Here is a 15,304-nt window from a genome sequence, read left to right as displayed (position 1 = left end):
TTTTCTGTAACAATTGCCTGTTATAAGTGATCGCTTTCTCAATTCTGACTCTTTCAACTGGTCATTCTACGCGGGTAGATTTATTAATCTGCGGTAAAAATATAATATCTACGCGAGTAGAACGTGAAGAGTATAAACCTGCGACTTATGTCGACAGCTAACTTCAAGGAGTTCTTATGAACACGCATTCATCCTCTGTTCCCCTGACGGACGGCCAACAGGCAGCTCAGGAACGACTGGAAACCCCCGAGGGGCGCCGCGAATTCTGGCGAGCGACATTTTCCTGCTGGTTAGGCACGACAATGGAATATGCCGATTTTGCGCTGTATGGCCTCGCCGCAGGCATTATCTTTGGCGACGTCTTTTTTCCTGAAGCCACACCAGTTATGGCGCTACTTTCCAGCTTCGCCGCCTATTCCGTCGGGTTTATAGCACGCCCCATCGGCGCGCTGTTGTTCGGCTGGATAGGCGACCGTCATGGCCGGAAGACTGTCATGGTTATCACTATCGGGTTAATGGGCATGTCGACCATGTTGATCGGTTTAATTCCCAGCTACGCCCAGATTGGCGTTTGGGCGCCGGTATGCCTGGTCATCTTACGATTTTCCCAGGGGCTGGGCGCCGGGGCAGAGCTTTCAGGCGGCACCGTCATGCTCGGTGAATATGCCCCAGTTAAGCATCGCGGACTGGTCTCCTCGATTATCGCTCTGGGCTCAAATAGCGGAACATTGCTGGCTTCTTTAGTCTGGCTCATCGTACTGCAAATGGATAAAGACGCCTTGCTAAGCTGGGGATGGCGCATCCCTTTTCTTTGCAGCTTCCTCATCGCCGCCGCCGCACTGTTTATTCGCCGCCATATGCGTGAAACGCCCGTCTTTGAGCGTCAAAAAGCACTCCTGCAAGCCGAGCGAGAGAATGCGCTTCGCCAGGGTCAGGAGATGCAACAGTATGACACCCGTAGCTTCTGGCAACGCACCAGAGCATTCTGGACCATGGTCGGATTACGCATCGGCGAAAATGGCCCCTCCTATCTGGCCCAGGGATTCATCATTGGCTATGTTGCCAAAGTGCTGATGGTTGATAAATCTGTCCCCACTGTTGCGGTATTTATCGCCTCTATTCTGGGATTTGCCATTATTCCGCTGGCGGGTTGGCTTTCTGACCGGTTTGGTAGACGTATCACTTACCGTTGGTTCTGTCTGCTACTGATTCTGTACGCATTTCCGGCATTCATGCTGCTGGATTCTCGTGAACCGTGGATTGTTATCCCGACGATCATTACCGGAATGGGGCTCGCTTCACTGGGCATTTTCGGTGTTCAGGCTGCATGGGGCGTTGAGCTTTTCGGTGTGACCAACCGTTATACTAAAATGGCTTTCGCAAAAGAGCTAGGGTCCATTATGTCCGGCGGTACGGCGCCACTTGTCGCCTCGGCGCTGCTCTCATTTTACGGACACTGGTGGCCTATCGCCGTCTATTTCACCCTGATGGCCGCAATTGGGCTGGTGACGACTTTCTTCGCGCCAGAGACTCGTGGGCGGGATCTCAACTTGCCCGAGGATGCAATTTGAGGCCAGAGAACGTGAGTTGCGCGTTCTTTACCAAAGATTTTTGGGTCATAACGCCTTATGCTGTCTGGAAAAAAGATCACTCTGAACTCAATCAGGTAGGTGCCTTGTGACCCAATCACATTCACAACGCGTAACACGTTCTGATGTTGCAAAAGAAGCGGGAACATCTGTCGCTGTTGTCAGTTACGTTATTAATAACGGTCCGCGCCCCGTCGCCGAAGCGACCCGACAGCGCGTATTGCAGGCCATAAAAAAAACCGGTTATCGACCTAATGGTATAGCGCGCGCCCTGGCTTCAGGCAGCACGCAAACCTATGGACTCATTGCGCCAGACATCTCTAACCCGTTTATCGCCTCAATGGCGCATGCCCTGCAACGTGAAGCATTTTCTGATGGGAAAGTGCTCCTGCTGGGCGATGCGGGCGACAACAGCGGACGTGAGCGTGAACTGATTAACAATATGCTACACCGTCAGGTCGACGGGCTTATCTATACCAGTGTTGACCGGCATCCCTATATTGAGCTGATTCAGGAGAGCGGAACCCCCTGCGTCATGCTGGATCGCGTGGACCCTGGGTTGAATGTCAGTGTTATTCAGGTAGATGAACAACTGGCGGCCTGGCAGGTGACGAAGCATCTGATTGATCACGGTTACCGCGATATTGGCATTATTTGTGGTCCGCGTGAAATGTTGAACACCCAGGATCGTATCCGGGGATGGCAGCTAGCGCTGGAAGAGTCATCGCTAATTATCAACCCCTCCTGGATCTTTTCGACTAACTATACCCGCGCCGGAGGTTACGAGGCGACAAAACGCATGTTGCAAGGTAAACCACCGCGCGCGCTGTTCGCAACCAACGAACAGCAGGCGCTTGGCTGTTTACGCGCTCTGGCAGAACAAGGATTACGCGTTCCACAGGATGTGGCGCTGGTCTGCTTTAACGCAACACAAGAATCGGCTTACAACGTACCTTCCCTGACCGCCGTCCGACAGCCTGTCGACAAAATGGCTCGTGCGGCAATTGATATGTTGAAAAACTGGGATGGAGAAGTTCGCCGCGTTGAATTTGAGTTTTTTTTACGAGTGGGAGAGTCGTGTGGCTGCCAGGGACATGAAGTACAACCTGAAACCAGATAAAAATAAATCTATGCGCGTGATTATCGACTGCGATCCGGGTAATGGCATTCCCGGCGCCAATATCGATGACGGCCTCGCGCTGGCACTCGCCATTGCCGCGCCGCAAATCTCTCTGGAGATGATCACAACGGTGGCTGGTAATACACCGGTAGAAATCGGATATGCAGTAGCCAAAGATTTCGTTCAACAATTAGGTGTACCCGTTTCTGTCTACCGTGGCGCCGCACGCGCGCTCAGAGAAGATCCGCAGCCCTGGCGGGAAAAGCTTGATCATGGTGTAGACCAATATGGCTTACGCCAACTCTGGGCTGATGTCCCCGTTCCGCAGGCATACCAGGCCACGAAGCCTCTTGCGCCTGAGGCGATAGGTGAGCTGATATGCAACAACCCCGGTGAGATAACGCTGGTTGCAACAGGCCCACTCACCAACGTCGCCATTGCTCTACAGCTCTATCCGCAGCTCGTTCATGCGGTGAAGAATATCGTGATCATGGGCGGAGTATTCAATGTTCCTGGCTATCTGAAAGACACTAATTTTGGCCTTGATCCAGAAGCAGCTCATGCCGTACTCACCAGCGGTGCGCCGGTCACATTGGTTCCGATGGATGTCACGACAAAAACCCAAATGCTTCATACCGATTTGGATCGTCTGGCTGCGGCAGAAAACGTTCTTGGTCGCTATCTGGAGAAAACCATTCGCCCGTGGATCACCTACTCTATGCAGACCCGCAATCTGCCTGGCTGCTGGATCCACGATGTTCTGACGATCGCCTGGTTGCTTGATCCCTCGCTCGCCGCAACGACAGAAGACTTTCTGGACGTCTCGCTTGAAGGCCTTACTCGTGGTATGACCTGTCGTTATGGACGTGACACATTACGCCTGGATGTGGGAATACCCGAGCCCAAAGGCGCGATGATAAAAATTCTACAGACTATCGATAACCATCAACTTCTTTCGCTGATTGAACACTACATCCATCGCTACGGCGCATAGCGATGCTGCACAGAAAAAGAAGATATTCGCGCAGTGTGTAAGGTTATGTTTTTCTGGAGGAAAAATGAATACGTTAGCACTCATCCTCTCTGGTGAAGGAGAACCAATTTTAATTACATTATGCAAAATTTGCGTCGCTTTTTTCCTGGGAGGAATCATCGGGCTTGAAAGAGAATCAAAGGGAAAGCCTGTCGGGTTTAAAACATGTGTGATTATTTCAGTAGCCAGTTGTGCCCTGACCATTGTTTCGATTCAATCTGCGGAGTATTACGCTGAGATTTCAATGAATATCCGTAGCGATCCTATGCGCCTGGCCGCACAAATCATCAGTGGCGTGGGTTTTCTCGGTGCCGGGGTTATCCTCCATCGCCATGATGATGCGATATCCGGGCTAACAACAGCAGCCATCGTCTGGGCTTCTGCTGGCATAGGAATTACCAGCGGAGCCGGTTTTTATCTTCATGCCCTGCTTGCCACAGGGTTATTTCTGCTGGCTATAAAGCTCAGTTATTTTGTGATCTTTTTACAAACAAAAAACCAGCTCCCCGGCAAAGTAAAAATCCGCATTATTCTTGACGAAAAATCAGGGCTACACACGCTGGTAGAAAGTATTAATCAGCAAAAAAGCATTATTGAGACCATTACTATCCGCGATGTAAAAAAGGGAAAAATAGAGGTCAACCTTAAGGTTGTGATCAGAAAAAAAATAACTCTGCCCGAACTGTACAGCAACCTTTCTACGCTCGAACACGTCTGCGCTATCGCGCTGGAACACTGAAAAACACGAGTATAAAACAAACTTCTTGACCTTCCCCTTGATGGAAGGTTTACCCTTTATCACAGTCAGTTAATCCTGTCATAAAGGAGTGTGTTATGTCTCAAACTATCGACCTGACCCTGGACGGTCTGTCCTGTGGTCACTGCGTCAAACGCGTGAAAGAAAGTCTTGAACAACGTCCTGACGTTGAACAGGCGGACGTCACGGTAACCGAAGCGCACGTTACCGGCAGCGCCAGCGCCGAAGCGCTTATTGAAACCATTAAACAAGCCGGTTACGGCGCGGAGTTAAGCCACCCAAAGGCTAAACCGCTGGCGGAGTCATCAATCCCGTCGGAAGCACTGACAGCGGTTCCCCCTGAGCTTCCGGCAGCGACGGCCGATGATGAAAGCCAACAGCTGCTGTTAAGCGGCATGAGCTGCGCCAGCTGTGTTTCCCGGGTGCAAAACGCATTGCAAAGCGTACCGGGCGTCACACAGGCACGGGTAAACCTGGCGGAACGCACTGCGCTGGTAATGGGCAGCGCGTCCGCCGCAGATTTAGTGCAGGCGGTAGAGAAAGCAGGCTACGGCGCAGAAGCGATCGAAGATGACGTTAAACGCCGCGAACGCCAGCAGGAAACCGCACTCGCTACCATGAAACGCTTCCGCTGGCAGGCGATTGTCGCGCTGCTGGTCGGCGTGCCGGTGATGGTCTGGGGGATGCTCGGCGACAACATGATGGTCACCGCCGATAACCGCAGCCTGTGGCTGGCAATCGGCCTGGCGACCCTTGCCGTGATGGTTTTTGCGGGCGGACACTTCTACCGCAGCGCATGGAAAAGCCTGATGAACGGCACCGCCACGATGGATACGCTGGTGGCGCTCGGCACCGGGGTGGCCTGGCTGTACTCGATGAGCGTCAACCTGTGGCCGCAGTGGTTCCCGATGGAAGCGCGCCATCTCTATTATGAAGCCAGTGCGATGATCATCGGTCTGATCAACCTCGGACACATGCTGGAAGCCCGCGCGCGTCAGCGCTCTTCTAAGGCGCTGGAAAAATTGCTCGACTTAACTCCGCCGACGGCGCGCGTGGTCACTGATGACGGTGAAAAAAGCGTACCTCTGGCGGATGTACAGCCGGGCATGTTGCTGCGTCTGACCACCGGCGACCGTGTGCCGGTAGACGGTGAAATCACTCAGGGCGAAGCCTGGCTGGATGAAGCGATGCTCACCGGCGAACCGATCCCGCAGCAGAAAGGCGAAGGCGACAGCGTTCACGCCGGAACCGTGGTGCAGGACGGCAGCGTGCTGTTTCGCGCAAGCGCAGTCGGCAGCCATACCACCTTGTCGCGCATTATTCGCATGGTGCGCCAGGCACAGAGCAGCAAACCGGAAATCGGTCAGCTTGCCGATAAAATCTCCTCGGTGTTCGTGCCAGTCGTGGTGGTGATTGCCCTGGTGAGCGCAGGTATCTGGTATATCTTTGGGCCGGCGCCGCAAATTGTTTACACGCTGGTGATCGCCACCACCGTCCTGATTATCGCCTGTCCGTGTGCGCTGGGTCTGGCGACACCGATGTCGATTATCTCGGGCGTCGGACGCGCCGCTGAATTTGGCGTCCTGGTACGCGATGCCGACGCGCTGCAACGCGCCAGCACGCTGGACACCGTGATATTTGATAAAACAGGTACGTTGACGGAAGGTAAACCGCAGGTCGTCGCCATCAGGACATTTGGCGATACCGATGAGGCGGGCGCCTTACGTCTGGCGGCCGCGCTGGAACAAGGCTCCAGCCACCCGCTGGCGCACGCTATCCTGGAAAAAGCCGCCGACGCCGCCCTGCCTCAGGTGAATAACTTTCGGACGTTACGTGGCTTAGGCGTTAGCGGCGAAGCGGACGGGCATACGTTGCTGTTAGGCAATCAGGCGCTGCTGAATGAACAACAGGTTGTCACGACCGCAATGGACGATGAAATTTCAGCGCAGGCTTCTCAGGGGGCAACGCCCGTATTGCTGGCGATTGACGGAAAAGCCGCGGCGCTGCTGGCGATCCGCGATCCGCTGCGCAGCGACAGCGTCGCAGCGCTTCAGCGCCTGCACCGCGCCGGGTATCGTCTGGTGATGTTAACCGGGGATAACCCGACCACCGCCAACGCCATTGCCAAAGAAGCCGGGATTGATGAGGTGATCGCGGGCGTGCTGCCGGACGGTAAAGCCGATGCGATTAAGCGTCTGCAAAGTCAGGGACGTCAGGTCGCAATGGTCGGCGATGGCATCAACGACGCACCGGCGCTGGCGCAGGCGGATGTCGGCATCGCGATGGGTGGCGGCAGCGACGTGGCGATTGAAACTGCGGCGATAACCCTGATGCGCCATAGCCTGATGGGCGTAGCTGACGCGCTGGCCATCTCACGGGCGACCCTGCGAAACATGAAGCAGAACCTGCTCGGCGCGTTTATCTATAACAGCATCGGCATCCCCGTTGCCGCCGGGATTCTGTGGCCGTTCACCGGCACGCTGCTTAACCCGGTTGTGGCAGGCGCGGCAATGGCGCTTTCCTCAATTACCGTGATGAGCAACGCCAACCGGTTGTTGCGCTTTAAACCAAAAGAATAAGGCGCCTGCGCTAACGCTTATCCGGCCTACGCAGCACTCTCATCGTAGGCTGGATAAGATGCTTTTGCGTCGCCATCCGGCATTTCACGCATTGCACCTTCCAGAGCCACACGCTAGCATGGTTTTCCACTAAGGGAGGGCGTATGGATCTGTTATACCGGGTAAAAGCGTTATGGGCTGCACTGCGCGGCAACCATTATACCTGGCCTGCCATCGACATCATGTTACCCGGCGATCGCTGTTTTCATCTTGTGGGCAGTATTCACATGGGAACGCGCGATATGGCCCCCCTTCCGGCAAAACTGCTTAAAAAGCTCAGGCAGGCGGACGCGCTGATTGTTGAAGCCGATGTTTCAGGCAACGATTCGCCTTTTACCGACCTGCCTGCCTTTGCCGACCTGGATGAGCGAATTAGCGACGAGTTACGTCAGCGCCTGCATAAAATCACCCATGAACTGGGCATTTCCCCTTCTCTCTTTTCGACCCAGCCGTTATGGCAAATCGCCATGATATTGCAGGCGACTCAGGCGCAACAACTGGGGCTGCGACCGGAATACGGTATTGATTACCAGTTGCTGAAAACGGCAAAACAGGCGCAAAAACCGATCATCGAACTGGAAGGCGCTTCCAGCCAGATCGATCTGCTGTGCCAGCTCCCTGATAACGGACTGGCGCTACTGGATGATACCCTGACGCACTGGCATACCAACGCCAGACTGCTGCAACAGATGATGAGCTGGTGGCTGAAATCGCCCCCGCAGAATAATGCTATTTCGTTGCCGAATACTTTCAGTCAGTCGCTGTATGATGTGCTGATGCATCAGCGAAATGTCGCCTGGCGGGAACGTCTGCATGCCATGCCGCCGGGTCGGTATGTCGTGGCGGTCGGCGCGCTTCATCTTTACGGGGAAGGCAATTTGCCTGCACTAATGCGTTAAAAAAATGGCCAATATTTCTATTGGCCCGTCAAAGAGGAATTTCATCGTTATTATTATGCCAGGACGTAGCGCCCTGGTTATGTCGATTGTCGCTCAAAGTCACCATCCTGCCAATACTATTGCGCAAGATGGTACTATTTTTTAGACCACCATCAGGAGTATGCTTTAAGGGTATTTTGTCTGGGCCAGGAATAATTGCTATGACACCCGCCGTAAAATTACTCGAAAAAAACAACATTACTTTTCAGATCCACGCCTACGATCACGATCCGTCAGAAACCAATTTTGGCGATGAAGTGGTGCGCAAATTAGGCCTGAATCCTGATCAGGTTTACAAGACGCTGCTGGTTGCCGTAAACGGCGATATGAAGCACCTGGCGGTCGCGGTAACGCCCGTTGCCGGACAGCTGGATCTGAAAAAAGTAGCGAAAGCGCTGGGGGCTAAAAAGGTCGATATGGCCGATCCGATGGTCGCCCAACGGACGACAGGTTATCTGGTCGGCGGCATCAGCCCGCTGGGGCAGAAAAAACGACTGCCGACGCTGATTGACGCGCCGGCTCAAACGTTCGCCACCATTTATGTTTCCGGCGGCAAACGCGGGCTGGACATCGAGCTGGCGGCGGGCGATTTAGCCAAAATTCTGGATGCGAAATTCGCCGATATCGCACGCCGGGATTAAGCGATTTTAGAATGATTGCCTGATGGCGCTACGCTTATCAGGCCTACAAACCGCATTGACCCATACCGGCACTACGCCCTGTTACTGCCAGCTGACTTCGCCCTTCGGCTCATACGCGCTGGCATCCAGCGGTGAGTTCTTCTGCACGTACTCTTTCAGCACTTCCGCATCAATAAACCCGGTATTCACGTATCCCGGTTTATTATCAATTTGCGGATACCCGTCGCCGCCCGTCGCATTGAAGCTCAGCGTTGCCATCCGGTAGGTTTTCGCCGGGTCAACAGGCTCGTCTTTAATTTTCAGGTCATGAAGTTTGCCGTCTTTCGCCACAAAACTGACGTTCGCAAACTGCGGATACGCCCCGGAATCCGGCTTCATCTGTGCGACGGCGGTCAGGTAATCAACCACCTCTTTACCGCTCATGTCGACATAGACCACTACGTTGCCAAACGGCTGCACCTTGAGCACGCTTTTATAGGTAATGTTGCCGCCTTCAATGGAGTCGCGAATCCCCCCGCCGCTCATCACGCCGAAATCGGCGCTGGTGCGCGCGATTTGCGCGGCCAGAATCAGATGGCCCATATTAGTCTGCACAAAGCGAACTTTGTTGCGATCCCCTTCAAGACGACCATTGACGCTGCCAATCTTCACGTCCAGCTGCGCTTTACCTTTGTTCTGGAATGGCGTCAGAAGCGAGAGCATTTGCTGATTTTCTGAAATTTCCGGGGTGTAAAGTACGCGCTCACTTTTCCCGTTATCCCAGGTGACTTTCTTCTTCAGGTTTACCGGAATGAGCTGATAGTTGACCATTTTCATCTCGCCGTTACGGAACTCAAAGTCCGCGCGGCCAACGTATTTCCCCCACTCATGCGCCTGCACAATCCAGATGCCGTTCTGCTTATCCGGCGCGCAAGGCGTACCCGGCACATAATCAACCTGCTTTTTGTTTTCAGACGCCATGCACACCGGGTCCTGTGAGTGACCACCCACAATCATCGCCAGCGAGCCTTTTGGCAGACTACGCGCCATTTCAACATCGCCCGGCGCGTTCGAACCGTGATCGCCGTTGTCATAGTGCCCCATGTGGGTAGTGGCGATAATGATGTCCGGCTTTTCATTCACTTGCAGTTCCTGAATCACCACCTTCGCCTCTTCGGCCGGTTTACGGAACTCGATATCGGTGAAGAATTCCGGGTTACCGATCTTCGCGGTGTCGTCCGTCGTCAATCCGAGGACGGCGATTTTCAGATCCTGGCGTTTAAAAATAGCCCAGGGCTTGAACAGGCGTTCTCCGGTACTCTTTTGGTAGATATTGGCGGAGAGGAAGGGGAATTTGGCCCACTTTTCCTGCTGACGCAGCACGCTGAGCGGATTATCAAACTCATGATTACCGACGGCCATCGCATCGTAGCCAATCAGGTTCATACCACGAAAGTCAGGTTCCGCGTCCTGCAGGTCGGATTCCGGTACGCCAGTGTTAATGTCGCCACCGGAAAGCAGAAGCACGCTGCCGCCTTCAGCCGCAACCTCTTTGCGAATGCCGTCCACCAGCGTTTTTTGCGCCGATAAACCGTACTCGCTGTATTCGCTGCGCCAGAAATGGCCGTGGTGATCGTTAGTATGCAGAATGGTGATTTTATAGGTTTTATCTTTTTCATAAGCCTGAACAGGCTGGCTTGCCAGCGTAAACGCGGCAAACAATACCAGCGCCACACCCCGTTTCAAAAATTTCATGCTTCTCTCCCTGACTCAATATCAACCGCTGAAATTACAATGATCTGAAATAATAGTCGAAAATGTTTTCAGAATTGAGACTTCCTTCAAACACCGTCCACAGGTATGTTAGTCGAGTAATAATTACAAATTCGATTATCCCCAACATCGCAAACAAAACAGAAGTGACATTCTATGGCAATGAGTGAACCAACCCAGCCGTTAGCGGGCGCCTCTGCTGCGGCGACTAAAGCACGCACCTCGTTTGGCATCTTAGGCGCGATCAGCCTGTCTCATTTGTTGAACGATATGATCCAGTCGCTAATTTTAGCGATTTACCCGCTGCTGCAATCAGAGTTTTCCCTGACCTTTATGCAGATAGGGATGATTACCCTGACCTTCCAGCTCGCCTCCTCCCTGCTCCAGCCGGTCGTCGGATACTGGACGGATAAATATCCCATGCCGTGGTCGCTCCCCATTGGGATGTGCTTTACGCTGAGCGGTCTGGTACTGCTGGCGCTGGCGGGCAGTTTTGGCGCCGTGCTGCTGGCGGCGGCGCTGGTCGGCACCGGTTCTTCGGTATTTCATCCAGAATCTTCCCGCGTGGCGCGTATGGCCTCCGGCGGGCGCCACGGGCTGGCGCAATCCATCTTCCAGGTTGGCGGCAACTTCGGCAGTTCGCTGGGGCCGCTACTGGCTGCTGTCATCATCGCGCCATATGGCAAAGGTAATGTGGCCTGGTTTGTACTGGCCGCGTTGCTGGCCATTATTGTGCTGGCGCAGATCAGCCGCTGGTATGCCGCGCAACACCGGATAAGTAAAGGAAAACCGAAGGCGACCATCGTCAATCCGCTGCCGCGCAATAAAGTGATACTCGCCGTCAGCGTGCTGTTAGTCCTGATTTTCTCCAAATACTTCTATATGGCGAGCATCAGCAGCTATTACACCTTTTATCTGATGCAAAAATTCGGATTATCGGTACAAAACGCACAGTTTCATCTGTTTGCCTTCCTGTTTGCCGTTGCGGCTGGAACGGTAATCGGCGGGCCTCTGGGTGATAAAATAGGCCGAAAATATGTTATTTGGGGCTCAATTCTGGGTGTAGCGCCGTTTACTCTCGTTTTACCCTATGCAACCCTGCACTGGACGGGGATTTTAACCGTGATAATTGGTTTTATCCTCGCATCGGCCTTTTCTGCCATCCTGGTGTATGCGCAGGAACTGCTTCCGGGGCGTATCGGTATGGTTTCTGGGCTCTTTTTCGGTTTCGCGTTCGGTATGGGAGGCCTTGGCGCTGCGGTATTAGGCCTGCTCGCCGACCACACCAGTATTGATTTGGTCTACAAAATATGTGCTTTCCTGCCACTTCTGGGGATACTGACCATATTCTTGCCTGACAACCGACATAAAGCCTGATTTTCCTGCGGCCAAAGGTAAACTTTGGTCGCACTCTCTTCCAGTCACCGTAAGCCTTTAGCTCACAGACACCCCGCCAGTTTTCCAATCCGTGCCTTTTTTATTCTAAATTCCACTTTTCATCAAATTTCAACAATTATTCATAAACATAAACATCGAAATTGTCATAAACTATTACCTGGAATTTTGGTTTCTCTGGCGCCATCGTTTGTGAGGCTGTGCGAGCGATGACGCCAGGGCGACCAAAAATGGATCAACATAACGACCAAAGGAGACGGAATGCATCACGCCACCCCGCTTATTACCACCATTGTTGGCGGCCTCGTGCTCGCTTTTATACTCGGCATGCTTGCCAATAAACTGCGTATTTCTCCTCTGGTGGGATATCTGTTAGCGGGCGTTCTTGCGGGGCCATTTACTCCGGGTTTTGTCGCGGATACCAAACTTGCGCCTGAACTGGCGGAGCTTGGCGTAATCCTGCTGATGTTCGGCGTCGGGTTGCACTTTTCATTGAAGGATCTGATGGCGGTAAAGGCCATCGCCATTCCCGGCGCGATCGCCCAGATAGCCGTGGCGACGTTGCTGGGTATGGCGCTTTCAGCGGTGTTGGGTTGGTCGCTCATGACCGGTATCGTCTTCGGGTTATGTCTTTCAACCGCCAGTACCGTGGTGCTGCTGCGCGCGCTTGAAGAGAGACAGCTCATTGACAGTCAGCGCGGGCAAATCGCCATCGGCTGGCTGATTGTGGAAGATCTGGTGATGGTTCTGACGCTGGTTCTTCTGCCCGCCGTGGCGGGAATGCTGGAAAAAGGCGATGTCGGCTTCGCGTCGCTGGCAGTCGATATGGGCATCACCATCGGTAAAGTGGTGGCGTTTATCGCCATTATGATGCTGGTTGGGCGCCGTCTGGTGCCGTGGATTATGGCGCGCAGCGCCGCCACCGGCTCCCGTGAACTGTTTACCCTTTCCGTACTGGCGCTGGCGCTGGGTATCGCCTTTGGCGCCGTCGAGCTGTTCGATGTCTCCTTTGCGCTGGGCGCTTTCTTTGCCGGGATGGTGTTAAACGAATCAGAATTGAGCCACCGCGCCGCACACGATACGCTGCCGCTTCGCGACGCCTTTGCGGTCCTGTTCTTTGTCTCCGTCGGGATGCTGTTTGACCCGTTAATCCTGATTCAACAGCCGATGGCGGTATTGGCTACGCTGGCCATTATTATCTTTGGTAAATCGGTTGCCGCTTTCTTCCTGGTTCGCCTGTTCGGGCACTCGCCGCGCACCGCGCTGACCATCGCCGCCAGCCTGGCGCAGATTGGTGAATTTGCCTTTATTCTGGCAGGTCTGGGCATGGCGTTGGATCTGCTGCCGCAGGCAGGGCAGAACCTGGTGCTGGCGGGCGCGATTCTGTCGATTATGCTCAACCCGGTGCTGTTTGCGCTGTTAGAGAAATACCTCGCCAAAACGGAAACGCTGGAAGAGCAGACGCTGGAAGAAGCGATCGAAGAAGAGAAGCAGATTCCGGTGGATATCTGCAACCACGCGCTGCTGGTCGGTTTTGGCCGCGTCGGTAGTCTGCTGGGCGAAAAACTGATGGCGGCAGGCATTCCGCTGGTGGTCATTGAAACCTCACGTACCCGCGTGGATGAGCTGCGTGAACGCGGTATTCGCGCCGTACTGGGGAATGCCGCTAACGAAGAGATCATGAATCTGGCGCATCTGGACTGCGCTCGCTGGCTGCTGCTGACCATTCCGAACGGCTACGAAGCCGGTGAAATCGTGGCCTCCGCCCGCGAGAAATGCCCGCACATTGAGATTATCGCGCGCGCGCATTATGACGATGAGGTGGAATACATCACCGAGCGCGGAGCGAATCAGGTGGTGATGGGCGAGCGTGAAATTGCCCGCACCATGCTGGAGCTGCTGGAAACCCCGCCCGCAGGCGAAGTGGTGACGGGTTAAACGGTGTGATGCCGGATGGCGGTGTAATCACCTTATCCGGCCTACGATTTTCTTGTAGGCCCGATAAGCGCAGCGCCATCGGGCAATAACTCATCGATCCCAGTAAGACTCTTCGAGGCTGTCTTCCCGTTCCGGCAGACCGCGCGTCAACCGCGGGGAATGCTGGTTCAATACCTGATAACTCACACGGTTCGCATACTTACACACCTGCGCCAAAGACGAATAGGTCAGCCAGGTGAATTTATGCTTGCTGGAGTTAGGCACATTGGTGCGGTGATAATTATTGGCGGTAATATCATGTAACAGCGCCGCCAGCGCGCCGTCTCCCGCGCCATTGGTGTTCATGATTTTTTCCGGCCCGCCCATGTACGGGGCGATGTGCGAGTAGACCCGCAGCGGATGGAGACAATCTTTATGCCGCATCGCACGGCTGAACTCATACTGATTAAACTCGGCAATCGCCCCCGGCAGCAGCGGGTGCTGGGTTTTGCGTTTCGCTTCATCTTCGGTAAAGCCCGCCATATACAACCCAATCGGCCCGGCGGTACACAGCACCAGATCCACCCAGTCCAGCGCCTTATCAGACGCCAGCAGCGGATCGTTCTCGCCGGTTAACGCTTCCGCCTCTTCTTCATTCATCGCCAGAATGGAGACATGCTCTTTGAGGAACGCCTGCCACCACTGCGGATTATCGGCGATAACAAACTTCGTCCCCAGGGTCAGCACCACCGGCACATTATGCTTTTTCGCGTACTCAATGGCTTTCATGGTCGCTTCCGGCATCGGCTCGCCCGGTTTACAGCGCACCAGATAGGAGGTCAGCACCAGCGCAGATGCGCCCGCAATCACCGATTCCGGGATGCTCTCCGCCCGAAGCTGGTTCATGTGGCCGGGACTGATGGCGAAGGTACGCTCGCCGGATTCGCCAATCAGCGTAAAGCAGCGGCCAATGGGGCCATCAACCCCTTGCAGGTGGTTGAGGTCGGTACGGCTCGATGTGTTACATAAATAGCGATAGGCGTAGCTGCCAATCTCAATGTTGCTGCACATCACGCCCAGCAGAACGGAGCGATCGTCCGCCAGCACCGAGTAGTTGTGCATGGTGTTACCAATGGTGCCACCGGCAAACTGGTGGGTGATCAGGTTTTCACGCACCAGCTCCTGATACAACGCTTCTGCGACATCATCCTCAATCACCAGAGAATGCCCGGCGCTCAATCCATAACGTTTCACAAAGTCATCATCGACTTTCGCTTCAATATCCACCAGCGTCTGATCGATACCAACCACCCATGACGCGCTGGTTTCATTTTCAGCCTGAATTTGTTGCAACAGCGGGTCACGGGCATTAACGGGGAAATAGTGTTTGGATTTACGTTTACCGGGAAATTTCATGATTGTGTTTACAGGTGGATAACTGAGCGGTGCATGGTAGCACATTCCCCCCTGCCCGCGCGACGAGGCGCGGAGTTTCAATATCGGACGGTGAGATCGCAGTTTATTGGCGATCGCTTTCTACAATG

Annotated in this window: 11 protein-coding genes; 9 read left to right on the top strand and 2 right to left on the bottom strand. The window is 54.1% G+C overall.

The genetic code is table 11. The features are described from left to right. Positions 1–176: 176 nt before the first annotated feature. The 7 genes from OGX81_RS04655 to ybaK all read left to right on the top strand — a co-directional run bounded on the left by OGX81_RS04655 (position 177) and on the right by ybaK (position 8,696). Positions 177–1,571, top strand: a complete 1,395-nt coding sequence (locus OGX81_RS04655) for an MFS transporter (RefSeq protein WP_024130581.1) — start codon at positions 177–179, stop codon at positions 1,569–1,571. A 106-nt stretch (positions 1,572–1,677) separates the two neighbouring features. Further along, positions 1,678–2,709 (top strand): LacI family DNA-binding transcriptional regulator, encoded by a 1,032-nt coding sequence (locus OGX81_RS04650; RefSeq protein ID WP_024130582.1) that lies wholly within the window; start codon positions 1,678–1,680, stop codon positions 2,707–2,709. Between the two features lie 10 nt (positions 2,710–2,719). Continuing rightward, complete coding sequence (locus OGX81_RS04645; RefSeq protein WP_370906247.1) at positions 2,720–3,703, top strand: nucleoside hydrolase; 984 nt, start codon at positions 2,720–2,722, stop codon at positions 3,701–3,703. 64 nt (positions 3,704–3,767) lie between these two features. Next, positions 3,768–4,481 (top strand): MgtC/SapB family protein, encoded by a 714-nt coding sequence (locus OGX81_RS04640; RefSeq protein WP_012133490.1) that lies wholly within the window; start codon positions 3,768–3,770, stop codon positions 4,479–4,481. Between the two features lie 95 nt (positions 4,482–4,576). Then, positions 4,577–7,078, top strand: coding sequence for a copper-exporting P-type ATPase CopA (gene copA / locus OGX81_RS04635; protein ID WP_104868978.1), 2,502 nt, complete (start codon positions 4,577–4,579; stop codon positions 7,076–7,078). Positions 7,079–7,221: 143 nt separating this feature from the next. Next, entirely contained in the window at positions 7,222–8,016 is a 795-nt protein-coding gene (locus OGX81_RS04630) for a TraB/GumN family protein (protein WP_047458383.1), read from the top strand. A gap of 200 nt (positions 8,017–8,216) precedes the next feature. Beyond that, positions 8,217–8,696: a Cys-tRNA(Pro)/Cys-tRNA(Cys) deacylase YbaK gene (gene ybaK / locus OGX81_RS04625; protein ID WP_012133493.1), complete on the top strand. Its 480-nt coding sequence runs from the start codon at positions 8,217–8,219 to the stop codon at positions 8,694–8,696. Positions 8,697–8,777: 81 nt separating this feature from the next. Here ybaK and ushA read toward each other — a convergent pair whose 3' ends face one another. Beyond that, the gene (gene ushA, locus OGX81_RS04620) at positions 8,778–10,430 is read right to left on the bottom strand and encodes a bifunctional UDP-sugar hydrolase/5'-nucleotidase UshA (RefSeq protein WP_104868979.1); all 1,653 of its coding nucleotides are present in this window, start codon (positions 10,428–10,430) and stop codon (positions 8,778–8,780) included. A 174-nt stretch (positions 10,431–10,604) separates the two neighbouring features. Between ushA and fsr the strand changes: the two genes are divergently transcribed. Beyond that, positions 10,605–11,825 (top strand): fosmidomycin MFS transporter, encoded by a 1,221-nt coding sequence (gene fsr, locus OGX81_RS04615; RefSeq protein WP_012133495.1) that lies wholly within the window; start codon positions 10,605–10,607, stop codon positions 11,823–11,825. Between the two features lie 279 nt (positions 11,826–12,104). After that, positions 12,105–13,781, top strand: coding sequence for a YbaL family putative K(+) efflux transporter (gene ybaL / locus OGX81_RS04610; RefSeq protein WP_012133496.1), 1,677 nt, complete (start codon positions 12,105–12,107; stop codon positions 13,779–13,781). A gap of 90 nt (positions 13,782–13,871) precedes the next feature. Here ybaL and gsk read toward each other — a convergent pair whose 3' ends face one another. Next, complete coding sequence (gene gsk, locus OGX81_RS04605) at positions 13,872–15,176, bottom strand: inosine/guanosine kinase (RefSeq protein ID WP_047458391.1); 1,305 nt, start codon at positions 15,174–15,176, stop codon at positions 13,872–13,874. Positions 15,177–15,304: the final 128 nt, after the last annotated feature.

The sequence above is a fragment of the Citrobacter sp. CK206 genome, from assembly GCF_030333125.1.
Taxonomy (GTDB): domain Bacteria; phylum Pseudomonadota; class Gammaproteobacteria; order Enterobacterales; family Enterobacteriaceae; genus Citrobacter_B; species Citrobacter_B koseri.
The sequence above is the reverse complement of the archived record's forward strand: the minus strand, read 5'-3'. Positions and strand labels throughout refer to the sequence as shown.